The sequence below is a fragment of the Paraburkholderia phenazinium genome (assembly GCF_900141745.1).
GTDB lineage: Bacteria > Pseudomonadota > Gammaproteobacteria > Burkholderiales > Burkholderiaceae > Paraburkholderia > Paraburkholderia phenazinium_B.
In genome coordinates, this window is record NZ_FSRM01000001.1 from 3150529 (window position 1) to 3171476 (window position 20948).

Annotated in this window: 22 protein-coding genes; 14 read left to right on the forward strand and 8 right to left on the reverse strand. The window is 61.6% G+C overall.

The features are described from left to right. Nucleotides 1-11 precede the first annotated feature (11 nt). The 11 genes from BUS06_RS14220 to BUS06_RS14265 all read left to right on the forward strand — a co-directional run bounded on the left by BUS06_RS14220 (nucleotide 12) and on the right by BUS06_RS14265 (nucleotide 10817). Nucleotides 12-383 (forward strand): DMT family transporter, encoded by a 372-nt coding sequence (locus BUS06_RS14220; RefSeq protein WP_074264840.1) that lies wholly within the window; start codon nucleotides 12-14, stop codon nucleotides 381-383. Nucleotides 384-601: 218 nt separating this feature from the next. After that, nucleotides 602-1753 (forward strand): DegT/DnrJ/EryC1/StrS family aminotransferase, encoded by a 1152-nt coding sequence (locus BUS06_RS14225; protein WP_074264841.1) that lies wholly within the window; start codon nucleotides 602-604, stop codon nucleotides 1751-1753. Between the two features lie 6 nt (nucleotides 1754-1759). Beyond that, entirely contained in the window at nucleotides 1760-2812 is a 1053-nt protein-coding gene (locus BUS06_RS14230; protein WP_074264842.1) for a glycosyltransferase, read from the forward strand. Next, the gene (locus BUS06_RS14235) at nucleotides 2809-3744 is read left to right on the forward strand and encodes a formyltransferase (protein ID WP_074264843.1); all 936 of its coding nucleotides are present in this window, start codon (nucleotides 2809-2811) and stop codon (nucleotides 3742-3744) included. Before BUS06_RS14230 ends, BUS06_RS14235 begins: the two co-directional genes overlap by 4 nt. Next, nucleotides 3741-4787, forward strand: a complete 1047-nt coding sequence (locus tag BUS06_RS14240; protein WP_074264844.1) for a bifunctional UDP-4-keto-pentose/UDP-xylose synthase — start codon at nucleotides 3741-3743, stop codon at nucleotides 4785-4787. The genes BUS06_RS14235 and BUS06_RS14240 overlap by 4 nt, the downstream gene beginning before the upstream one ends. 14 nt (nucleotides 4788-4801) lie before the next feature. Further along, nucleotides 4802-5698 carry a polysaccharide deacetylase family protein gene (locus tag BUS06_RS14245; protein ID WP_074264845.1) on the forward strand — a complete coding sequence of 299 codons (897 nt, stop codon included), beginning with the start codon at nucleotides 4802-4804 and terminating at the stop codon, nucleotides 5696-5698. Between the two features lie 53 nt (nucleotides 5699-5751). Then, nucleotides 5752-6213 carry a peroxiredoxin gene (locus BUS06_RS14250; RefSeq protein WP_074264846.1) on the forward strand — a complete coding sequence of 154 codons (462 nt, stop codon included), beginning with the start codon at nucleotides 5752-5754 and terminating at the stop codon, nucleotides 6211-6213. 102 nt (nucleotides 6214-6315) lie between these two features. After that, nucleotides 6316-6447 (forward strand): hypothetical protein, encoded by a 132-nt coding sequence (locus tag BUS06_RS38535; protein ID WP_302050851.1) that lies wholly within the window; start codon nucleotides 6316-6318, stop codon nucleotides 6445-6447. Between the two features lie 103 nt (nucleotides 6448-6550). Next, a complete protein-coding gene (locus BUS06_RS14255) occupies nucleotides 6551-8407 on the forward strand; it encodes a PhoH family protein (protein WP_074264847.1) in 1857 nt (618 codons plus the stop codon). A gap of 250 nt (nucleotides 8408-8657) precedes the next feature. Beyond that, nucleotides 8658-9890, forward strand: coding sequence for a C40 family peptidase (locus tag BUS06_RS14260; RefSeq protein WP_074264848.1), 1233 nt, complete (start codon nucleotides 8658-8660; stop codon nucleotides 9888-9890). A gap of 120 nt (nucleotides 9891-10010) precedes the next feature. Next, nucleotides 10011-10817, forward strand: coding sequence for an SDR family NAD(P)-dependent oxidoreductase (locus BUS06_RS14265; RefSeq protein WP_074264849.1), 807 nt, complete (start codon nucleotides 10011-10013; stop codon nucleotides 10815-10817). A gap of 39 nt (nucleotides 10818-10856) precedes the next feature. On the opposite strand, the gene BUS06_RS14270 is transcribed toward BUS06_RS14265, so the two are convergent. The 8 genes from BUS06_RS14270 to BUS06_RS14305 form a co-directional block, all read right to left on the reverse strand. Beyond that, the gene (locus BUS06_RS14270; RefSeq protein WP_074264850.1) at nucleotides 10857-11867 is read right to left on the reverse strand and encodes an inorganic phosphate transporter; all 1011 of its coding nucleotides are present in this window, start codon (nucleotides 11865-11867) and stop codon (nucleotides 10857-10859) included. Next, nucleotides 11867-12493, reverse strand: a complete 627-nt coding sequence (locus BUS06_RS14275; RefSeq protein ID WP_074264851.1) for a DUF47 domain-containing protein — start codon at nucleotides 12491-12493, stop codon at nucleotides 11867-11869. Before BUS06_RS14275 ends, BUS06_RS14270 begins: the two co-directional genes overlap by 1 nt. A gap of 116 nt (nucleotides 12494-12609) precedes the next feature. After that, complete coding sequence (locus tag BUS06_RS14280) at nucleotides 12610-13995, reverse strand: replicative DNA helicase (RefSeq protein WP_074264852.1); 1386 nt, start codon at nucleotides 13993-13995, stop codon at nucleotides 12610-12612. A 193-nt stretch (nucleotides 13996-14188) separates the two neighbouring features. After that, nucleotides 14189-14641 (reverse strand): 50S ribosomal protein L9, encoded by a 453-nt coding sequence (gene rplI / locus BUS06_RS14285; protein ID WP_074264853.1) that lies wholly within the window; start codon nucleotides 14639-14641, stop codon nucleotides 14189-14191. A gap of 27 nt (nucleotides 14642-14668) precedes the next feature. Then, a complete protein-coding gene (gene rpsR, locus BUS06_RS14290) occupies nucleotides 14669-14944 on the reverse strand; it encodes a 30S ribosomal protein S18 (RefSeq protein WP_074264854.1) in 276 nt (91 codons plus the stop codon). Nucleotides 14945-14946: 2 nt separating this feature from the next. Then, the gene (gene priB, locus BUS06_RS14295) at nucleotides 14947-15246 is read right to left on the reverse strand and encodes a primosomal replication protein N (protein WP_074264855.1); all 300 of its coding nucleotides are present in this window, start codon (nucleotides 15244-15246) and stop codon (nucleotides 14947-14949) included. Nucleotides 15247-15298: 52 nt separating this feature from the next. After that, nucleotides 15299-15676 carry a 30S ribosomal protein S6 gene (gene rpsF / locus BUS06_RS14300; RefSeq protein WP_074264856.1) on the reverse strand — a complete coding sequence of 126 codons (378 nt, stop codon included), beginning with the start codon at nucleotides 15674-15676 and terminating at the stop codon, nucleotides 15299-15301. A gap of 201 nt (nucleotides 15677-15877) precedes the next feature. After that, nucleotides 15878-16789, reverse strand: a complete 912-nt coding sequence (locus BUS06_RS14305) for a LysR family transcriptional regulator (RefSeq protein ID WP_074264857.1) — start codon at nucleotides 16787-16789, stop codon at nucleotides 15878-15880. Between the two features lie 166 nt (nucleotides 16790-16955). On the opposite strand from BUS06_RS14305, the gene gcl reads away from it, so the two are divergent. The 3 genes from gcl (at nucleotide 16956) to BUS06_RS14320 (ending at nucleotide 20611) form a co-directional block, all read left to right on the forward strand. Continuing rightward, on the forward strand, nucleotides 16956-18731 hold the full coding sequence (gene gcl, locus BUS06_RS14310; protein ID WP_074264858.1) for a glyoxylate carboligase: 1776 nt from the start codon (nucleotides 16956-16958) through the stop codon (nucleotides 18729-18731). Nucleotides 18732-18835: 104 nt separating this feature from the next. Further along, complete coding sequence (otnI, locus tag BUS06_RS14315) at nucleotides 18836-19645, forward strand: 2-oxo-tetronate isomerase (protein WP_074266095.1); 810 nt, start codon at nucleotides 18836-18838, stop codon at nucleotides 19643-19645. A 57-nt stretch (nucleotides 19646-19702) separates the two neighbouring features. Then, nucleotides 19703-20611: a 2-hydroxy-3-oxopropionate reductase gene (locus BUS06_RS14320; RefSeq protein WP_074264859.1), complete on the forward strand. Its 909-nt coding sequence runs from the start codon at nucleotides 19703-19705 to the stop codon at nucleotides 20609-20611. The last annotated feature ends 337 nt before the right edge of the window (nucleotides 20612-20948 follow it).

The following is a 20948-nucleotide window of genomic DNA, read 5'->3' on the forward strand; positions in this document are numbered from 1 at the left end:
CTGAACCCTTGATGAACCCGATTTCGCTCTTTTGCATTCTTGCCGGCGTCACGCTGAACGCCTGCGCCCAGCTTCTGCTGAAGGCCGGTACGAATGCCGTTGGACACTTCGAATTCACCCGTGCGAACATCCTGCCCATTGGCTTCAAGCTGGCGACCCAGTTGCCGATCATTGGCGGCCTCGGTTGCTATGTGATCAGCGTCGCGGTGTGGGTGATCGGGCTCTCGCGTGTGGATGTGTCGATCGCCTATCCGATGCTCTCGCTCGGGTATGTCGTCAACGCCTTCGCCGCCTGGTATCTGTTCGGCGAGGTGCTGTCGGTTCAGCGGCTCGTCGGTATCGGCATCATTCTGATTGGCGTCGTCGTACTGGCGCGCAGCTAGGCGCCGTCAGGCTCTGAACCGGTGTGAACCGGTTTTTGCCGGTTACCGCAAGCAGTTTGTTACCGTTGAGGCCGGCATGGCATGCCGGGCTGTAAGAGGTGGTAAGCACCCCGCGCAGGCAGCGTTATACCCGCTGACCGCGTCCCGGATTGCCGAAGTATCCTTGCCGGACGTCGTTGTTGTTGGTTGCCGCCCTATTTCTATCGAGCGAAGCATTCATGAGCCAGTCATCAGTCCCGTTTTTGCCGTTTGTCCGTCCGGAAATCGACGAAGAGACCATCCAGGGCGTAGCCGAAGTGCTGCGCTCCGGCTGGATCACGACCGGCCCGCAGAACCAGGCATTCGAAGCCGCGCTGTCGGAATTCTGCGGCGGCCGCCCCGTGCGCACCTTCAACTCCGGCACGGCCACGCTCGAGATCGGCCTGCGCATTGCCGGTGTGGGCGAAGGCGACGAAGTCATCACGACGCCCGCCTCGTGGGTCTCCACCAGCAACGTGATCTACGAAACCGGGGCGACGCCGGTATTCGCCGACATCGATCCGAAGACCCGCAACATCGATCTGGATCTGCTCGAGAAGGCCATTACGCCGCGTACCAAGGCGATCATCCCGGTGTATCTGTCGGGCCTGCCGGTCGACATGGACCGTCTCTATGAGATCGCCCGCGCCCACAAGCTGCGCGTGGTCGAAGACGCGGCGCAGGCGTTCGGTTCGACGTGGAAGGGCGAGCGCATCGGCAAGCTCGGCGACATGGTGTCGTTCAGTTTCCACGCCAACAAGAATCTGACTTCAATCGAAGGCGGCGCGCTGGTGCTGAACAACGAGGAAGAAGCCATCCTCGCCCAGAAGTACCGGCTGCAAGGCGTCACCCGCACGGGCTTCGACGGCATGGACTGCGACGTGCTCGGCGGCAAATACAATCTGACGGACGTGGCGGCGCGAGTCGGCCTCGGCCAGTTGCCGCATCTGGAACGTTTCCTCGCGCAGCGCAAGAAGCTCGTGCGAGCCTACTTTGCGGGTTTTGAAGGCGGTGCAGCGGTTAAGCTCGGCATGGGTCTGCCGTTTGCTGACTTCGATAACAGCAACTGGCACATGTTCCAGATCACGCTGCCGCTCGAGAAGCTCTCCATCGACCGCGCCGGTTTCATGGGCCAGCTGAAGGAGCGCGGCATCGGTTCGGGCGTGCACTATCCGGCCATCCACCTGTTCACGCTGTACCGTGCGCGCGGCTTCAAGGAAGGCATGTTCCCGCATGCAGAGCGCTTCGGCGCCACCACGGTCACGCTGCCGCTGTTCACGCTGATGAACGAAGGCGACGTGGCGCGGGTCTGCCAGGCGGTCAACGAAATTTGCGAACAATACGGAAAATAAGCGGAAATGAGTCAAACGGAACATCGCTCTCCGATGTCTGATACGCCGGAAGTCTCGGTCATCATTCCGGTGTACAACGAGGAAGCCGGTCTGGCCGCGTTGTTTGCGCGCCTGTACCCGGCGCTCGACGCGCTCGGCACCCGCTATGAAGTGATCTTCATCAACGACGGCAGCCGCGACAAATCCGCCGCGCTGCTGGCCGAGCAGTTCCGCAACCGGCCGGACACGACCCGCGTGATCCTGCTCAACGGCAACTACGGCCAGCATATGGCGATTCTCGCCGGCTTCGAGCAGGCGCGCGGCGAGATCGTCATCACGCTCGACGCCGACCTGCAGAACCCGCCGGAGGAAATCGGCAAGCTGGTCACGAAGATGCGTGAGGGCTACGACTACGTGGGCACGATTCGCCTGCAGCGCCAGGACAGCCTGTGGCGCCGCAAGGCCTCGCGGGCAATGAACCGTCTGCGCGAACGCATCACCCGCATCAAGATGACCGATCAGGGTTGCATGCTGCGCGCCTACAGCCGGCACATCATCGACACGATCAACCGCTGCGGTGAAATCAATACGTTCATTCCGGCGCTCGCTTACACCTTCGCGCAGAATCCGGTGGAAATCGAAGTCGCGCACGAAGAGCGCTTTGCGGGCGAATCGAAGTATTCGTTGTACTCGCTGATTCGTCTGAACTTCGACCTCGTCACCGGTTTCTCGGTGGTGCCGCTGCAATGGCTGTCGTTCATTGGGGTAATCCTCTCGCTGGGCTCCGCAGGCCTGTTCGTGCTGCTGCTGATTCGCCGCTTCATCATCGGCGCGGAAGTGCAAGGTGTGTTCACGCTGTTCGCTATCACGTTCTTCCTGCTCGGCGTGATCATCTTCGCGCTTGGTTTGCTCGGCGAGTACATTGGCCGGATCTACCAGCAGGTGCGAGCCCGTCCCCGTTATCTGGTGCAAACGATTCTCGAACAGCGCGACGGCACCACCGTCGCCGAGGCGCCCCGCCAGGCGCTGGTGCAGGCCGTTCAGCCGGCGCCGCTCATCGATCAGGGACCGAATCCATGAAGCCACGCGCGGTTGTATTCGCGTATCACAACGTCGGCGTGCGCTGCCTGCAAGTGCTGCTGGCGCGCGGCGTCGAAGTGGCGCTGGTGGTCACTCACGAGGACAGCGCAACCGAAAACATCTGGTTCGGCAGCGTTGCTTCGGTGGCCGCAAGCTATGGCATCCCCACAGTGACGCCCGCCGATCCGAAGAGCGACGAACTGCGCGCCGCGGTGAGCGCCGCGCGGCCCGACTTCATTTTCTCGTTCTACTACCGCCACATGCTGCCGGTCGACCTGCTCGCGCTGGCCGCGCGCGGCGCCTACAACATGCACGGCTCGCTGCTGCCCAAGTATCGCGGCCGCGTGCCGACCAACTGGGCCGTGTTGAAGGGCGAAACCGAAACCGGCGCCACGTTGCACGAGATGGCCGCCAAACCTGACGCAGGCGCGATCATCGCGCAAACGCCGGTGCCGATCCTGCCGGACGATACCGCCGCGCAGGTGTTCGACAAGGTCACCGTGGCCGCCGAGCAGACGCTCTGGCGCGTGCTGCCGGCGCTGCTCGCCGGCGAGGCACCACATCTGCCGAACGATCTGGCGCATGGCAGCTACTTCGGCGGACGCAAGCCCGAAGACGGCCGGATCGACTGGAGCCAGCCGGCTCAGGACGTCTATAACCTGATCCGCGCCGTGGCGCCGCCTTATCCCGGCGCGTTCACCGAGATCGACGGTCAGCGCTTCGTCGTCGCGCGGGCGCGTCTTGCCCGTCCCGGCGCGCTCCGCTCAGATTTGCCCCCCGGCCTCCACGTAAGCGATAATGCGTTTTTTGCGGTGTGCGGCGATGGCCGCGCCATCGCCATCCACGAATTGCGGCGCCAGCACGAAGGCCAACAGCCCGTCGTCTCCCCTGCCGAATTCTCCCAGTTCATTCAATCTTCCCGTCATCAATGAAAAAAGTCCTGATTCTGGGTGTCAACGGCTTCATCGGCCATCACCTGTCCAAGCGCATTCTCGAAACGACCGACTGGGAAGTGTTCGGCATGGACATGCAAACCGAACGCCTGGGTGATCTGATCAATCACGAGCGGATGCATTTCTTCGAAGGCGACATCACGATCAACAAGGAGTGGGTCGAGTATCACGTGAAGAAGTGCGACGTGATCCTGCCGCTCGTTGCGATCGCCACGCCGGCCACTTACGTGAAGCAGCCGCTGCGCGTGTTCGAGCTCGACTTCGAGGCGAACCTGCCCATCGTGCGTTCGGCGGTGAAGTACGGCAAGCACCTCGTGTTTCCGTCCACCTCCGAGGTCTATGGCATGTGCACGGACGAGCAGTTCGACCCGGAAGAGTCGCAACTGTCGTATGGCCCGATCAACAAGCCGCGCTGGATCTACGCGTGCTCGAAGCAGTTGATGGACCGCGTGATCTGGGGCTACGGCATGGAAGGCCTCAACTTCACGCTGTTCCGTCCGTTCAACTGGATCGGCCCGGGCCTCGATTCGATCTATACGCCGAAGGAAGGCAGCTCGCGCGTGGTCACGCAGTTTCTTGGCCACATCGTGCGCGGCGAGAACATCAGCCTCGTAGATGGCGGCGCGCAAAAGCGTGCCTTCACGGATATCGACGACGGCATCGGCGCACTGATGAAGATCATCGAGAACAAGGACGGCGTCGCCACCGGCAAGATCTATAACATCGGCAACCCGACCAACAACTTCTCCGTGCGTGAGCTCGCGCACAAGATGCTGGCGCTCGCCGCCGAATTCCCGGAATACGCGGAAACGGCCAAGCAGGTGCAACTGGTCGAAACGTCGTCGGGCGCGTACTACGGCGCGGGCTATCAGGACGTGCAGAACCGCGTGCCGAAGATCGACAACACGATGCAGGAACTCAACTGGGCACCGAAGTCGACTTTCGACGAAGCGCTGCGCAAGATTTTCGAAGCGTATCGCGGCCACGTCGCGGAAGCGCGTGCTCTGGTCGAACAGCAATAAATAAGGGCTGATCCTTGGCTCGCATCGTCCTGAAGATCGACGTCGACACGCTGCGCGGCACCCGCGAAGGCGTGCCGAACCTCGCCCGCATCTTCGACCGTTTCAAGGCGCGCGCCACCTTCCTGTTCAGCCTCGGGCCCGACCACACCGGTTGGGCGATGCGCCGCGTGCTGCGCCCGGGGTTTCTGCAGAAGGTTTCGCGCACTTCCGTGGTCGAGCATTACGGCATCAAGCAATTGATGTATGGCGTGTTGCTGCCCGGGCCGGACATCGGCGCGCGGGCTGCATCGGAGATGCGTGCGATCCACGAGGCCGGTTTTGAATGCGGTATTCACACGTGGGATCACGTCTACTGGCAGGACAACGTGCGCTCGCGGGCGCGCGACTGGACCGTCGCGCAGATGGAGGCGAGTCACTCCCGTTTCATCGAAATCTTCGGCACACCGCCCGTCACGCACGGCGCCGCCGGCTGGCAGATGAACGGCCATGCGTTCGAGCAGATCGACGCGTGGGGCATGCAGTATGCCTCCGACGGGCGCGGTCATTCGCCGTACTTCCCCGTCGTGGACGGCAAGACCCTCTCGCACGTGCAGATGCCCACCACACTGCCCACGCTCGATGAAGTGCTGGGCGTCGACGGCATCGATCTGGACAACGTTGCCGCGTGGATGTTGAAGCGCACCGAGAACAATCCCCACGACCAGGTGTACACGCTGCACGCCGAGCTCGAAGGGCAAAAGCTCGCGCCGGTGTTCGAACAACTGCTGGACGGCTGGCGCGCTCAAGGCCACACGTTCGCCACGATGGGCGACTATCATGCCGCGCTGGACCGCAGCACGCTGCCATCGTACCCTGTCACCTGGGGTGAAATTCCTGGCCGTTCCGGCGAACTGATCGTGCAGCCGTCGTGAGCCGGGGCGCGGCAGAGTAGCCCGACGCCTGACCATAACAACCGGAGAACCTCGTGCCCATCGCAGTCGACCAACCCGTCCCCGACTTTACCGCCCCCGCAACCGGTGGCGAGATTACGCTGTCCAGTCTTCGGGGCAAAAAGGTGGTGCTGTATTTTTACCCGAAGGACAACACGCCAGGCTGCACGACCGAAGGTCTGCAGTTCCGCGATCTGTATCCGAAGTTCAAGAAGGCCGGTGCCGAGATTCTCGGCGTCTCGCGCGACAGCCTGCGCTCGCATGACAATTTCAAGGCCAAGCTTGAACTGCCGTTCCCGTTGATCTCCGATCCGGAAGAAACGCTCTGCGCGCTCTTCAACGTCATCAAAATGAAGAAAATGTATGGCAAAGAAGTACGGGGAATCGAACGATCCACGTTTGTCATCGACAGCGAGGGCGTCCTGCGCCACGAGTGGCGTGGCGTGAAAGTACCAGGTCATGTCGATGAAATTCTGGAGGCTGTACAAGCGCTGTGAGGCGCGTTATATTGGGCTGCAATGAGTGCCTGTCCACCCCATACTTTCCGCGGCTGCGCCGCATGTCACGCCTCTGTAGTCGAGGCAGTGAGGCGCAACGCGATGACCGAAGTCGAGCCGCTTGCCCCGTTTGCCGGGGCGGCGGCTTTTTTAATTGCGCGAAGCCGTTCTTTTACCCGGCCACGCGCTCTCGTCAAGGAGCCGATCGAAAACCAGGCGAACCGGCATTTTTAGACCGAAGCGCGCCTCCGGGCGCAAACTGCGTGGGCCTTTTGGCACACCAGCAGAATGCGACAGGCGGCGCACGATATGTGACCCGATTATTTCGAGGGAAACCATGCCTTTGCCTACCGCACCCAGCAAGCTCGGCAATCTCTTACCGGCTGACGAATACAAGGCTAAAGCCACGCCGGCCCGGTCCGCCAAAAAACAGGCGGTTGACGGGGAGCAAGCAGAGTCGGCCGATTTCGGCCAAGCCAACGTCGCGACGCCGATGGCGCGCGCCGCCAATGCCGCTACCACCTTGCGGCCGGTTCCTGCGTCTTCTTCTGCCGATAGCGCCGCTGGACAGGCTGCACCCGCACGCAGCCGGAAAAGCAAACAAACCGCCGCGTTGCTGCAACCGGTGCCGGCGCCTGCCGCCCGTCAGCAGCCCGCGCAGGGCGAGCCTGAGCAACCCGCCACCGCGGAACCCGTGGTGGCGCGCGCCGGCAAGCAGCCTGCGGCCAATACGGCGGCCACGCCGGCGGCAGCGACCCGCGGCAGCGCCAAGAAGCGCGGCGGCGCAGCCGAACAGGTCGAAACCCGCAAGCTGTTCGTGCTCGATACGAACGTGCTGATGCACGATCCGACTTGCCTGTTCCGTTTCGAGGAACACGACGTCTATCTGCCGATGATGACGTTGGAAGAACTCGACAACCACAAGAAGGGCATGTCGGAAGTCGCGCGCAATGCGCGTCAGGTCAGCCGTACGCTGGACGCGCTGGTCGCCAACGGCGGCAATATGTCGGACGGCATTTCGCTGTCGCGCCTGGGCAGCCGGGAGGCTGCGGGACGTCTGTTTTTCCAGACCAAGCTGACGGATATCGAACCGGTCGAAGGCCTGCCGCAGGGCAAGGCGGACAACCAGATTCTCGGTGTCGTGCGGGCCCTGCAACGCGACCGCATGGACCGCCAGGTCGTGCTGGTGTCGAAAGACATCAACATGCGGATCAAGGCGCATGCGCTGGGTCTGCCTGCCGAGGATTACTTCAACGACCAGGTTCTCGAAGACAAGGATCTGCTCTATTCCGGTATTCGCGCGCTGCCGCAGGACTTCTGGACCAAGCATGCCAAGGGCATGGAAAGCTGGCAGGACACCAAGACGGGCACCACGTATTACCGCGTGACCGGACCGCTGTGCGCCTCGATGCTGGTCAACGAGTTCGTGTATCTGGAGCCGCAAAACGGCGAACCGGCGTTTCACGCGCTGGTGCGTGAGCTGAACGGCAAGACCGCCCTGCTGCAGACCTTGCGCGATTACGGCCACCACAAGAACAACGTGTGGGGCATTACGGCGCGCAATCGCGAGCAGAATTTCGCGCTCAATCTGCTGATGAATCCGGAGATCGATTTCGTCACGCTGCTTGGTCAGGCCGGTACCGGCAAGACGCTCGTCGCGCTCGCGGCGGGGCTTGCGCAGGTGCTCGACGACAAGCGCTACAACGAGATCATCGTGACGCGGGCTACCGTGCCGGTCGGTGAAGACATCGGCTTTCTGCCGGGTACGGAAGAGGAAAAGATGCAACCGTGGATGGGTGCATTCGACGACAACCTCGAAGTGCTGCAGAAGACCGACGACGCCGCCGGCGAATGGGGCCGTGCTGCGACCCAGGAATTGATCCGCTCGCGCCTGAAGATCAAGAGCATGAACTTCATGCGCGGCCGGACGTTCGTCGACAAGTATCTGATCATCGACGAAGCGCAGAACCTGACGCCGAAGCAGATGAAGACGCTCGTCACGCGTGCGGGTCCAGGAACGAAGATCATCTGCCTTGGCAACATCGCACAGATCGATACGCCGTATCTGACGGAAGGCAGTTCCGGGCTCACCTACGTGGTGGATCGCTTCAAGGGCTGGGCGCACAGCGGGCACGTGACGCTGGCGCGCGGCGAACGCTCGCGTCTGGCCGATTACGCGTCGGACATTTTGTAAGCAGAGCTCGAAGCAGGCCGTTTGCCGTTTCACGGCTTAAAAGTTGTTCCAAAGCCGCGCCCGGGTTACACCGGGCGCGGCTTTTTTCGTAAGGTCGGCCTGCTCGGGTCAGATGTTACGTCCAGGCGGCGCCACACTTAGCGCGTAAACTTCAAGTAATTTATCAACTTCTCTTGCTCATGCCATGGTGGACGGGCTACCATCCCGACATCGCCCGCTTTAAGCGAGTGTTTACGCTCGCCTTGTCTCAATGCGCCGACTTGGGTTTTCGCTGCTGATCCTTCTGCTGCTCGCCGCCTGTTCCAGCGAGCCGCAGCGGATTTCGCGCAACTCAAACGGTTCTTCTTCGGCGTCCAACGGCGCTTATCGCACTCCCCCGCCCGGTTTCCCGAACTTCGTCGATCACAGCGTCGGACGCGAGGAAATCTCTATTGAGGCAATGGGCCTGGTCGGAATTCCGTACCGTTGGGGCGGCAATACGCCGGATAGCGGCTTCGACTGCAGCGGCCTGGTTCGCTATGTCGTGTCGCGCGCAGCCTCGGTGAATCTGCCGCGCACCACGGCGGATATGAGCGGAAGCGGCGAATCGATCGAGCCCGATGAAGTTGCGCCGGGCGATCTGATTTTCTTCAACACCACGGGGCGCCCACACTCGCACGTCGGTATTTATGTCGGCAAACTGCGCTTCGTCAATGCACCGTCGACGGGCGGCACGGTGCGCATCGACTATCTGACCAATCCGTATTGGGCCAAACGGTTTGACGGCATTCGCCGGGTCGCCGCGCCGGCTCGCGCGCCAGCGCCGTTCGAAACGCCGACGTATCAGGCTTCGAATCCGCCGGAGAAGGTTGCTCCGGCGGTGCCGCAGGCTTCGTCTTCGTATGCGGGTACGGCGGGCGGTGCAGCTGTGGTCCCGACGCAGCAGCGGCCGCTATCGGAGCCGCAACAACCGGCTTATGCGGAAACTGCGCCTGCGGCCGTTCCATTGCAGCAAGTGTCTCAGCAGCGGGTTGCAGCCTCGATGCAGGCACCACTGGCGGACACCTCAGCTCGCGCTATGAACCAGCCCGCCGCCGCAGCGTCTGCGGATGCGTTCGAACCGCCGCCTCCGGCAATGAGCGCCGCACAGATGCAGGCGCGTGAAGCAGGTGCGGTTTCGCCGGCCGCGGTTCAGGCTGGACGGCCGCAGACGGACGCGGGCGCCATGGCAGCGACTTCTTCCACTGGGTATTCTCAAGCACCTGTGCGCTCGCCCGTGCCGGCGAGCGTCGCCCACGCACCAGACCCGATCGACGCCGCGGCCGATGCTTTCGAACCGCCGCCCCCCGCCTCCGTCGCCGTTCGCCAGGAACAGCAGGCAGGCGTGACCGGCTCCGCCGGCGGTGTGCAGATCATGCGAGCCTCGACTGGGTCACGCGCGATCCCCGCCCCCACGCAGTCCAGCGACGATCCCATCGCGCACTTCGCCAACGGCAACTTCTGACAGACACCGCCGGAAATGTAGCTGGTGGTCTGAAGGCCACTCGCCCCCGTCTGACACGCAGGATTAAGCTATCTGCTATCGTCTCCGATATTCCTAAGACAGGCAGGTAAGGTACTCACCATGGAACTTGGACTGAAAGACAAAGTGGTGCTGGTCACGGGCGGCAGCAAAGGAATCGGCCTCGCCTGCGCACGCGCCTTCGCAGCCGAAGGCGCCAAAGTTGCAATCGTCTCGCGCGATCCGGCGAATCTCGCCCGCGCCCGCGAACAGCTGGCGAGCGAGGGACTGCACGTGCATCTCACACGCGCCGACCTGCACGAGCCACACGGCGCGGCCGATATCGTCGAAGAAGTTACCACCGCGGTCGGTCCGATCGACGTGTTGATCAATAGCGCCGGCGCCGCCCGTCGCTACGACCCGGAAACGCTCAACGCCGAAGCCTTCCGGGCGACGATGGAAGCCAAGTACTTTCCGTACATTTACCCGCAGCAGGAAGTGTTGAAGCGCATGGCGGAACGGGTGAAATCGGGAGCCAGCGCCGAGCCGGGAACGATCGTCAACATCATCGGCATGGGCGGCAAGATGGCGAGCGATATCCATATCGCCGGCGGCGCCGCCAACGCCGCGCTGATGCTGGCAACGGTCGGGCTCGCGCATTACTACGCGCGCTATGGCATCCGCATCAACGCGATCAATCCGGGCGCGACGCTGACGGAGCGCGTCGAGGAAGCGTTGCAACTGGAAGCCGGCCAGCAAGGGATCGACACAAAGGAAGCGCTGGCACGCGGGGAGGCCAAGGTGCCGCTCGGGAGATTCGCGAAGCCGGAGGAGATTGCCGACGTCGCGCTGTTCCTGGCGAGCCGCCGCGCGAGCTACGTAACCGGCGCGATCGTCCCGATGGACGGATGCAGCGCGCCGCTCATCTGAGTGCGGGCGCGCCAGCCCGCATCGGAACAAAGGCCAGAATCAGAGGAAACGGTGACCGAGCCACCATCCCGCCCCAGCGAGCACCGCTGATGCGGGGATGGTCAGAATCCACGCCCAGACGATATTGCCCGCCACGCCCCAGCGCACCGCGCTGAGTTTTTGCGTCGCGCCGACGCCGACAATCGCGCCGGTAATCGTATGGGTCGTGGACACCGGAATGCCGAGGAATGAGGCAATAAACAGCGTAATCGCACCGCCCGATTCTGCGCAAAAACCGCCGACCGGCTTGAGCTTGGTGATCTTCTGCCCCATCGTGCGGACAATACGCCAGCCGCCGAACAGTGTGCCCAACCCCATCGAAAGATAGCAGCCGCCGATCACCCACAGCGGCGGCGCATCGGCGAACGACGATGCATAGCCGGTCGCGATCAGCAGCATCCAGATGATGCCGATGGTTTTCTGCGCGTCGTTACCGCCATGCCCGAGGCTGTACATGCCGGCTGAAATCAGTTGATAACGGCGAAAGCGTCCGTCGACCTTGCTAGGTGGAGTGCGGAAGTAGATCCACGACACTGCCAACATGAAGAACGAGCCGAGCACAAAACCCAGCAACGGCGAGATGAAGATGAACGCGACTGTCTTCATCAGCCCATCCAGGTTGAGCGAATGCCAGCCGGACTTGGCGAGCGCCGCGCCCACCAGACCGCCTATCAGCGCATGCGACGAACTCGACGGAATACCGTAATACCACGTGACGATGTTCCAGCCGATCGCACCGACCAGCGCGCCAAAAATCACGTAATGATCGACGATGGCCGGATCGATCGTGCCTTTGCCGACTGTCTGCGCAACTTTCAGGTGAAAGATGAAATAGGCGATGACGTTGAAAGCCGCGGCGAAGGCAACTGCTTGTTGCGGCTTCAGAACGCCGGTCGAGACGACCGTGGCGATCGAATTCGCCGCGTCGTGGAAACCGTTCATGAAGTCGAACACCAGCGACACGGCGACCAGGGTGGCGACCACCCAGATGGCGAGTTGTATCGATTGCATTAAGCGTTTTCCAGCACGATGCCTTCGAGAATATTCGCCACGTCCTCACATTTGTCCGTGATGGTTTCGAGCAGTTCGTAGATCGCCTTCAGCTTGATCAGCGTCTTGACGTTGTCTTCCTCGCGAAAGAGCTTCGAGATGGCCGAGCGCAACACGCGGTCGGCTTCGGATTCCAGACGGTCGATATCCTCGCAGGCTTTCAGGATCTGGCTTGCCTGCTTCATGTCCGACAGCAGGCTGACCGCAAACTGCACACGCTCGGCGGTCGCGGTGCAGATATGCGCCAACTGGCTAGCCTCAGAGGTCACCATCTGGACGTCATAGAGCGAGATTGCGGTGGCAACGTCCTCCATCAGGTCGAGGATGTCGTCCATCGTGGTGATCAACTTGTGGATTTCGTCGCGGTCGAGCGGCGTGATGAAAGTCTTGTGCAGCAGATCGATGGTTTCGTGCGTGAGCTTGTCTGCAGCCTTTTCGGCCTTTTGCACGTTTTGCTTATGGACCTCGGCGTCTTGCAGATTGTCGATCAGCAGCTCGAGTTCGTGGCTCGCGGAAACAATGCACTTTGCGTGCGCGTTGAAGATTTCAAAGAACTTGCCCTCGGTGGGCATGAATCGACCGAACATTGGAATCCCGGGAATTGGTCACATTGCGACTGACATAAAACCGCAATATTGTACCGTCCCCGGGATGGGGTCGCACTCTCGAAAATGCCGCTAAAGCCGCCGCGGCAGGTTGCTCCTTACTCCGCGTAGAAGTTTTGCGCACCCGCAAAATTATCGAACTTCGTGTATTGGCCATGAAACGTGAGGCGAACTGGACCGATCGGGCCGTTACGCTGTTTGCCGATGATAATTTCCGCCGTGCCCTTGTCCGGACTATCCGGGTTGTAAACTTCGTCGCGGTAGATGAACAGGATGACGTCGGCATCCTGCTCGATAGCGCCCGATTCCCGCAAATCCGACATGATTGGACGCTTGTTCGGACGCTGTTCCAGGCCCCGATTCAACTGCGACAGGGCAATTACCGGCACGTCGAGTTCTTTGGCAAGACTCTTCAGCGAACGGGAAATTTCCGAAATTTCTGTCGCGCGGTTTTCACCGGACGACGAGCCGCTCATCAGCTGCAAATAGTCGATGATGATCAGACCCAGCTTGCCGCACTGCCGCGACAACCGGCGCGCGCGCGATCGCAGTTCCATCGGGTTCAGACCGCCGGTTTCGTCGATGAAGATTTGCGCTTCGCTCATCTTCTGCACCGCGTGCGTCAGCTTCGGCCAATCCTCGTCGGTGAGACGGCCCGTACGCATCCGATGCTGATCGAGCCGGCCAACCGAGCCGAGCATACGCATGGTGAGCTGGGTGCCCGGCATTTCCATTGAGAACACCGCCACCGGCAAGCCGTACTCCACTGCCACGTACTCGCCCACATTCATCGAGAACGCTGTTTTACCCATCGATGGCCGCCCCGCGACGATGATCAGCTCGCCGCCGTGCATGCCCGAGGTCATCCGGTCGAGGTCGACGAAACCCGTCGGCGTGCCTGTCACATCGCTCGGATTGGCGGTGTGATACAGCGTGTCGATCCGCTCGACCACCTGCGTGAGCAGAGGCCCGATTTCCAGGAAGCCCTGCGTGCCGCGCGCGCCGTCTTCGGCGATCGAAAACACCTTCGATTCGGCCTCGTCCAGCAGTTGGCGGACTTCTTTGCCCTGCGGATTGAACGCGTCTGCGGAGATTTCGTCCGCGACCGATACCAGCCGGCGCAGCACCGCGCGATCGCGCACGATTTCTGCATAACGCCGGATATTCGCCGCGCTCGGCGTGTTCTGCGCCAGCGCATTCAGATACGCAAGGCCGCCCACCTCCTCCGCCTTGCCCGAGGTGCCCAGCGCTTCATAGACCGTGATCACGTCGGCCGGACGCGTCGCCGCGATCAGCTTGCCGATGTGTTCGAAGATGATGCGGTGGTCATACCGGTAGAAGTCGCTTTGCGACAGAAAATCGGCGATGCGGTCCCATGCGGCGTTGTCGAGCAGCAGGCCGCCCAGCACCGATTGCTCGGCCTCAATCGAATGCGGCGGGACTTTTAGCGACTCGATCTGGGGATCTTTGGACGGTGCGTTCATGGGATGGAATTATCGGGGTAAATGAGCGCGAAGGGAAAGCTAAAACATATGCCTTTCCAGGCCAAAACCTGCCAACAAAAAAGGCAGGGGCCGGTCACCCGGCCCCTGCCTTTCACCGGTGAGACTACCCGGCAAATATTGCTTCGATGCTTACGCGGTCAGCTTAGACGCGGTCGGCTTAGACGCGGTCAGCTTAGACGTGTTCGCCCAGCACCGACACCGTCACATCGACGAGAACGTCGGTGTGCAGCGAGATTTGCACTGCGTGGTCGCCGACCAGCTTCAGCGGGCCTTCCGGCAGACGCACCTGCGCCTTTTCCACTGCGAAGCCTTGCTTGACCAGGGCTTCAGCGATGTCGGCGTTCGTCACCGAACCGAACAGACGGCCGTCGACGCCAGCCTTCTGAGCGATCTGAACCGTCGAGCCTGCCAGCTTTTCGCCTTGAGCTTGAGCAGCTGCCAGCTTTTCAGCCGCAACCTTTTCCAGTTCTGTGCGGCGGACTTCGAATTCAGCGATTGCATCCTTCGTTGCGCGGCGTGCGTGCTTGTTCGGGATCAGGAAGTTACGTGCGTAACCGTCCTTCACCTTGACGATGTCGCCCAGGTTGCCCAGGTTGACGACTTTTTCCAGAAGAATAACTTGCATTCCGATGCTCCTTGTCGCGTCGTCGGGTTAGGCCTTGTGCTGGTCGGTGTACGGCACGAGCGCGAGGAAACGCGCGCGCTTGATTGCCGTATCCAGCTGGCGTTGATAGTGCGACTTCGTACCCGTGAGACGCGCCGGCGTGATCTTGCCGTTTTCGCCGATGAAGTCCTTCAGCGTTTCGATGTCTTTGTAGTCGATCTGATCGACACCAGCTGCCGTGAAACGGCAGAACTTCTTGCGCTTGAAGAGCGGATTTTGTTGCTGACGACGCTTGTCGAATTTCTTACCAGTCGGGCGGGGCATGTTCAGTCCTTTCCAATGTCCTGCAATGCTGTGATGTGAAATACCAGGGTTCTGGCGTTGCGGCTTTTCTTCGCCAGGAAGCCGGTGAAGAGCGTTTCCACGCCCATCGCACAGCTTTCCAGCTTGCCGCTCGCCTCACCGGCCGCCACCGCCGGCATCGTCAGTTCAACTTGCCGGGCGATGCCGGCTTCGACGACTTCAGTGCGGTGTTGCAACGTGCAGCTTGCGATCGGAACGCCGGCGGGGGTGTACCGCACCGGTTCGCGTTCAACGACGCTGGCCGTAAGTTGCAGCCGATTCATATACCTTTTGGCGAGAGCGACGCTTTTGCCTGGTAGCTTAAATTAGTGTGTCTTAAGCCTGCGCTTCCGACGGCTGCGTAGTAGCAGCTGCCTTCTTGGCTTCTTCGCGCTGCACTTCCTTCATCATCGGCGACGGGCCGGTTTCGGCCTTCTTCATCTTGACGATCAGGTGACGCAGAACGGCGTCGTTGAACTTGAATGCGTGTTCCAGCTCGTCGAGCGTGGCTTGATCGCATTCGATGTTCATGCAGACGTAGTGAGCCTTCGCGAGTTTCTCGATCATGTAGGCCAGTTGGCGACGGCCCCAATCTTCGATGCGGTGGACCTGGCCACCGTGCGAGGTGATCGTGGTCTTGTAGCGCTCGATCATGGCGGGCACTTGCTCGCTCTGATCGGGGTGCACAATAAAGACGATTTCATAATGACGCATACACACTCCTGTGGACTTGTGGATTAGAGCCACCCGGGCGTCTGAACCGGTGTGGCAAGTGAGAAGCCGAAGATTGTAGCCCGAATGGGGACGGGTTGCAAGATATCCCGTTAATTTGCCGCGTGATTCGGGTGTATTTTCAAGGGTTTAGGGTCATCTGGGGGCTCCGCGGCCGCCTGACGGTACGCGCTGCGCGCCCGCTCAGGCCTCGCCGCTCCAATATCCAGGCCGGGCATAGACCTCTTTCAGATAGTCGATGAAGTAGCGCACCTTGGCCGGCACGTAGCGCTGCTGCGGGTACACAGCGAGGATGTCGTAGTCGGGCAGCGCGAATTCATCCAGCACCGTTTCCAGTTCACCGCGTACAAGCTGCTGCTGGATTTCCCACGTCGAGCGCCAGCCGAGGCCCAGCCCTTCCGAGACCCAGCGGTGCAGCAACTCGCCGTCGTTGCAATCGAGCGTGCCGCCTACCCGCACTGTCGCCAGCTTGCCGTTGCGCCGGAAGTACCAGCCGCGGTTCTGGCCCCCTTGCAGATTGAAGGCGAGGCAGTTGTGCTGCGGCAGATCTTCGAGCGTCTTCGGTCTGCCGTGCTTGCGGAAATATTCGGGCGTTCCGCAGACCACGCGGCGGTTCGAGGCCAGCTTCACGGCGACGAAATTGGGATCGACCGCGCCGCCGATCCGGATCGACAGGTCATAGCCTTCGCGCACCAGGTCCACCACCCGGTCGGTCAGATTGAACGACAGCTGCAGTTCCGGCTTGTCCGCAAGAAACGGCGGTGCGAGCGGCGCGACATGTTTGCGGCCAAACGCTGCCGGCGCCGATACGATCAGGTGCCCACTCACCGCCCGGCGGCCCGCCGCGAGCTCGTTTTCCGCCTGATCCCATTCCGCCAGCAGACCGCGGCAGCGCTCGAGAAACGCCGCGCCGTCTTCGCTGACCACGAGACGCCGCGTCGACCGGTACATCAGCTTCACACCGAGGCGCTTTTCCAGCGCGTCGATGCGCCGTCCGAGAATCACCGGCGACACGCCCTCCTCCAGTGCCGCGGCGGCCAGACTGCCCGCGTCGGCCACCCGCACGAAGGTTTCGATCTGCTTGAAGCGGTCCATTTTTGTCTCCTTTCCTGCCGGGCTGCCGGCTCTCGCCGGTCACCGCCATTCCATACTTTTTGTTTCGAAATAAGCGACCCGGACTGATCTTATCAAACCTTTGGGTGAGGCCTAAAGTCTGTCTCAACCCCCTCGATCCGCGTTCAAAGACATTCAGGAGACATTCATGGCCAAGATGAGAGCCGTCGACGCAGCGGTACTGGTGCTCGAAAAAGAAGGCATCGACACCGCCTTCGGTGTGCCCGGCGCCGCTATCAACCCGTTCTACTCGGCCATGCGCAAGGCAGGCAACATCAGCCACGTGCTGGCGCGTCACGTCGAAGGTGCATCGCACATGGCCGAAGGCTATACGCGTGCTCAACCGGGCAACATCGGCGTGTGTATCGGCACGTCAGGCCCCGCCGGCACCGACATGATCACCGGTTTGTACTCCGCTCAGGCTGACTCGATTCCTATTCTGGCTATCACGGGTCAGGCGCCCCGCGCGCGTCTGTACAAGGAAGATTTCCAGGCCGTCGATATCGAATCGATCGCCAAGCCCGTCACCAAATGGGCCGTGACGGTGCGCGAGCCGGCGCTGGTGCCGCGCGCGTTCCAGCAGGCCTTCCATCTGATGCGCTCGGGCCGTCCGGGTCCGGTGCTGATCGACCTGCCGATCGACGTGCAGCTCGCCGAAATCGAATTCGATATCGACACATATGAACCGCTGCCGGTCTACAAGCCGAAGGCGAGCCGCAAGCAGATCGAAGCGGCCCTCACGCTGCTCAACGACGCCGAAAAGCCGCTGATTGTCTCCGGTGGTGGCGTGCTCAATGCCGCCGCGGAAGACCTGCTCGTGGAGTTCGCCGAGACCGTGGGCGTGCCGGTGATTCCGACGTTGATGTCATGGGGCGCGATTCCCGACGACCACCCGCTGATGGCCGGCATGGTCGGCCTGCAGACCTCGCACCGCTACGGCAACGCGACGATGCTCGCCTCCGACTTCGTGCTCGGCATCGGCAATCGCTGGGCGAACCGCCATACGGGCAGCGTCGAGGTCTATACGAAGGGCCGGAAGTTCGTGCACGTGGACATCGAGCCGACGCAGATCGGCCGGGTGTTCGGGCCGGACCTCGGCATCGTGTCTGACGCGAAAGCCGCGCTCGAACTGTTCGTCGAAGTGGCGAGGGAATGGAAAGCTGCCGGCAAGCTGAAAGACCGCAGCGCGTGGGTTGCAGACTGCCAGCAACGCAAGCGCACGCTGCAACGCAAGACGCACTTCGACAATGTGCCGATCAAGCCGCAACGCGTGTACGAAGAGATGAACCAGGTGTTCGGCCGCGATACCTGCTACGTGAGCACGATCGGCTTGTCGCAGATTGCCGGCGCGCAGTTTCTGCATGTCTACAAGGCACGTAACTGGATCAACTGCGGCCAGGCTGGGCCGCTCGGCTGGACGATTCCCGCAGCGCTCGGTGTACGCGCCGCGGACCCGCAACGTCCGATCGTCGCGCTCTCCGGTGATTACGACTTCCAGTTCATGATCGAAGAGCTCGCCGTTGGCGCGCAATTCAAGCTGCCGTACGTGCATGTGGTGGTGAACAACTCGTACCTCGGGCTGATCCGCCAGGCACAGCGCGCCTTCGATATGGATTTCTGCGTGCAGCTCGCGTTCGACAACATCAACGCGCCGGAAGTGAACGGCTACGGCGTCGATCACGTCGCAGTGGCGGAAGGACTCGGTTGCAAGGCGATCCGCGTGTTCAAGCCCGAAGAGTTGAAGCCTGCCTTGCAAAAAGCACAATCGATGCTCTCCGAATTCAACGTGCCGGTGATCGTCGAAGTGATTCTCGAGCGTGTGACGAACATCTCGATGGGCACCGAAATCGACGCCATCAACGAGTTCGAAGAACTGGCCATCAAGCGCGAAGATGCGCCGAGCGCCATCAGCATGCTCGATTAAATCTGCCTCGTTTCACCTGTCCGGTCCGGCGGTTCAGCGTGCGATTCGCGCTCGACCGCCAGATCGAAGCAGCTTCATTGACCGACCAGCGAGACCCCAGCACCATGCCAAAATTTGCAGCCAATCTCACCATGCTGTTCAACGAAGTCCCGTTCCTCGACCGCTTCGTAGCGGCAGCGGACGCGGGCTTCAACGCCGTCGAGTTCCTGTTCCCCTATCCGTACAAAGTGGCCGAACTGGCCGAACGTCTGCAGCAGAACCGTCTGAAGCTCGTTCTTCACAACCTGCCCGCCGGTAACTGGGAAGCCGGCGAGCGTGGCATTGCCTGCCTGCCGGATCGTATTGGCGAGTTCCAGGAAGGCGTGGGCCGCGCCATTGAATACGCGAAGGCGCTCAAAGTACCGCAACTGAACTGCCTCGTCGGCATTCCAGGCCCAGGCGTCGATGCCGGCCGCGCTCACGCGACGATGGTCGACAACCTCCGCTTCGCAGCCACGGCGCTGAAGAAAGAAGGCATCAAGCTGCTGGTCGAACCGTGCAATTCGTACGATATCCCAGGCTTTGCGTTAAACCGTTCCTCCGAAGGCCTCGATGTGATTCGCGCCGTCGGTTCGGACAACTTGTTCCTGCAATACGACATCTATCACATGCAACGGATGGAGGGCGAACTCGCCGCCACCATCAAGAAGAACCTGGCGTCGATCGCGCATATCCAGCTCGCCGACAATCCGGGCCGCAACGAACCGGGCACGGGTGAAATCAACTACCCGTTCCTGTTCGATCTGCTCGATTCGCTCGGCTATGACGGATATATCGGCTGCGAATACAAGCCGCGCACGACGACTACCGAAGGTCTGGACTGGGTGCAGCGCGTAGCCGGCCAGGCACGCGGCGCGGCGCATGTCGCTGCCTGATCGAACAGATCGCCCTCCTCAACACTTCGCCCCCAAACCCACTGGAGACATAGACACATGGCAAAGATTGGATTTATCGGCCTCGGCATCATGGGCGCGCACATGGCGCGCAACCTTCTCAAGGGCGGCCACTCGCTGTTCGTGAACGGCGCGTATCCGGTGCCGGAAGACCTGAGCAAGACGACCACCGTAGTGGCTAATTCGACGGCCGTTGCACAGGCTGCCGACATCGTCATCATCATGGTGCCGGACACACCGGACGTCGCCAACGTGCTGTTCGCCGACGACGGCGTCGCCAACGGTCTCGCGAAAGGCAAGCTCGTGATCGACATGAGCTCGATCTCCCCGCTCGACACGCAAGCCTTCGCGAAGAAGATCAACGCGCTCGGCGTGGATTATCTCGACGCGCCGGTTTCGGGCGGCGAAGTCGGCGCACGTGAAGCGTCGCTGACGATCATGGTCGGTGGTCCGGAAAAGGCCTTTGCACTCGCCAAGCCGCTGTTCGAACTGATGGGCAAGAACATCTCGCTGATCGGCGATAACGGCGCGGGTCAGACCTGCAAGGTCGCGAACCAGATCATCGTCGCGCTGAACATCGAAGCGGTTGCAGAAGCGCTGCTGTTCGCTGCGCGTTCGGGCGCCGATCCGGAGCGCGTGCGCAAGGCACTGATGGGTGGCTTCGCGTCGTCGCGGATTCTCGAAGTGCACGGCGAACGGATGACGAAACGTACCTTCGATCCGGGCTTCCGCATCGAACTGCATCAGAAGGATCTGAACCTCGCGCTCGACGGCGCACGCAAGCTGGGCATCGCCCTGCCTCATACCGCCAGCGCACAGCAACTGTTCAGCGTGTGTGCAGCGAACGGCGGCAAGGCATGGGATCACTCGGCAATGGTGCGCGCGCTCGAAATCATGGCGAACTTCGAAGTGGCTCAGGCACCGGGCAAGGAAGCGAAAGCGGCTTGATGCGATTGCAGGGATACACGGATACGCTGCTGAAGCGCCTCTGGTTTTTCATCTCTGTGGCATGACCACAGGTTTGGAGGCGCTCAGCGGCAGCAACATGGGTTGACGTGCGTGGGTTTCACGGCATTCACATCAACCGGCAAGTGGGGCGTCCGGTGCGATGCGCGGCACGCGTAGCGCATCGGACAAATCGTGCCGCTCTGGGCTGAGAGCGGCAAGTGGGGTCCGCAGCGGCACCCGTCGACGGCGGGGAAGCCTTGGTCGGTCAGACGTCGTCGTCGGGTGTCCGGCTGTCGGATAGTGCACACTGATAGCATGCAAAAACAACGCGGCGATA

Excerpts from the sequence above, each read along its gene's own strand:
- BUS06_RS14220 (WP_074264840.1), top strand. The coding sequence starts at position 12 with ATGAACCCGATTTCGCTCTTTTGCATTCTTGCCGGCGTCACGCTGAAC.
- BUS06_RS14225 (WP_074264841.1), top strand. The coding sequence starts at position 602 with ATGAGCCAGTCATCAGTCCCGTTTTTGCCGTTTGTCCGTCCGGAAATC.
- BUS06_RS14230 (WP_074264842.1), top strand. The coding sequence starts at position 1,760 with ATGAGTCAAACGGAACATCGCTCTCCGATGTCTGATACGCCGGAAGTC.
- BUS06_RS14235 (WP_074264843.1), top strand. The coding sequence starts at position 2,809 with ATGAAGCCACGCGCGGTTGTATTCGCGTATCACAACGTCGGCGTGCGC.
- BUS06_RS14240 (WP_074264844.1), top strand. The coding sequence starts at position 3,741 with ATGAAAAAAGTCCTGATTCTGGGTGTCAACGGCTTCATCGGCCATCAC.
- BUS06_RS38535 (WP_302050851.1), top strand. The coding sequence starts at position 6,316 with ATGACCGAAGTCGAGCCGCTTGCCCCGTTTGCCGGGGCGGCGGCTTTT.
- BUS06_RS14255 (WP_074264847.1), top strand. The coding sequence starts at position 6,551 with ATGCCTTTGCCTACCGCACCCAGCAAGCTCGGCAATCTCTTACCGGCT.
- BUS06_RS14260 (WP_074264848.1), top strand. The coding sequence starts at position 8,658 with ATGCGCCGACTTGGGTTTTCGCTGCTGATCCTTCTGCTGCTCGCCGCC.
- BUS06_RS14265 (WP_074264849.1), top strand. The coding sequence starts at position 10,011 with ATGGAACTTGGACTGAAAGACAAAGTGGTGCTGGTCACGGGCGGCAGC.
- BUS06_RS14270 (WP_074264850.1), bottom strand. The coding sequence starts at position 11,867 with ATGCAATCGATACAACTCGCCATCTGGGTGGTCGCCACCCTGGTCGCC.
- BUS06_RS14275 (WP_074264851.1), bottom strand. The coding sequence starts at position 12,493 with ATGTTCGGTCGATTCATGCCCACCGAGGGCAAGTTCTTTGAAATCTTC.
- BUS06_RS14280 (WP_074264852.1), bottom strand. The coding sequence starts at position 13,995 with ATGAACGCACCGTCCAAAGATCCCCAGATCGAGTCGCTAAAAGTCCCG.
- rplI (WP_074264853.1), bottom strand. The coding sequence starts at position 14,641 with ATGCAAGTTATTCTTCTGGAAAAAGTCGTCAACCTGGGCAACCTGGGC.
- rpsR (WP_074264854.1), bottom strand. The coding sequence starts at position 14,944 with ATGCCCCGCCCGACTGGTAAGAAATTCGACAAGCGTCGTCAGCAACAA.
- priB (WP_074264855.1), bottom strand. The coding sequence starts at position 15,246 with ATGAATCGGCTGCAACTTACGGCCAGCGTCGTTGAACGCGAACCGGTG.
- rpsF (WP_074264856.1), bottom strand. The coding sequence starts at position 15,676 with ATGCGTCATTATGAAATCGTCTTTATTGTGCACCCCGATCAGAGCGAG.
- BUS06_RS14305 (WP_074264857.1), bottom strand. The coding sequence starts at position 16,789 with ATGGACCGCTTCAAGCAGATCGAAACCTTCGTGCGGGTGGCCGACGCG.
- gcl (WP_074264858.1), top strand. The coding sequence starts at position 16,956 with ATGGCCAAGATGAGAGCCGTCGACGCAGCGGTACTGGTGCTCGAAAAA.
- otnI (WP_074266095.1), top strand. The coding sequence starts at position 18,836 with ATGCCAAAATTTGCAGCCAATCTCACCATGCTGTTCAACGAAGTCCCG.
- BUS06_RS14320 (WP_074264859.1), top strand. The coding sequence starts at position 19,703 with ATGGCAAAGATTGGATTTATCGGCCTCGGCATCATGGGCGCGCACATG.